The 242-nt window shown below is 36.8% G+C and carries 1 pseudogene; it reads right to left on the bottom strand.

Annotation, left to right across the window (positions count from 1 at the left end):
• Window positions 1–242: pseudogene (gene ctsR, locus SB658_RS26955) on the bottom strand (transcriptional regulator CtsR); the annotation flags it as partial.

Here is a 242-nt window from a genome sequence, read left to right as displayed (position 1 = left end):
AGTTCATCTCGAGAAGGAACATCCATTGATAATACAGAACGATCTAGTACACTTAACATAAGTTTAGCTTCACGATTTGTTATGATTCCCTCTTCTATTAAACGTATAATCATACTCTCTGCATTCCCTTGCGCAACGCTATGATCAATCATATGAAGCATTTGATCGATCATGTCTATATCGTCATGCAGTTTGACTTTTATAATGCGAATGTAACCTCCTCCACCACGTTTACTTTCTAC

This window comes from Bacillus sp. SIMBA_008, assembly GCF_046535495.1.
Classification (GTDB): domain Bacteria; phylum Bacillota; class Bacilli; order Bacillales; family Bacillaceae; genus Bacillus; species Bacillus subtilis.
The sequence above is the reverse complement of the archived record's forward strand: the minus strand, read 5'-3'. Positions and strand labels throughout refer to the sequence as shown.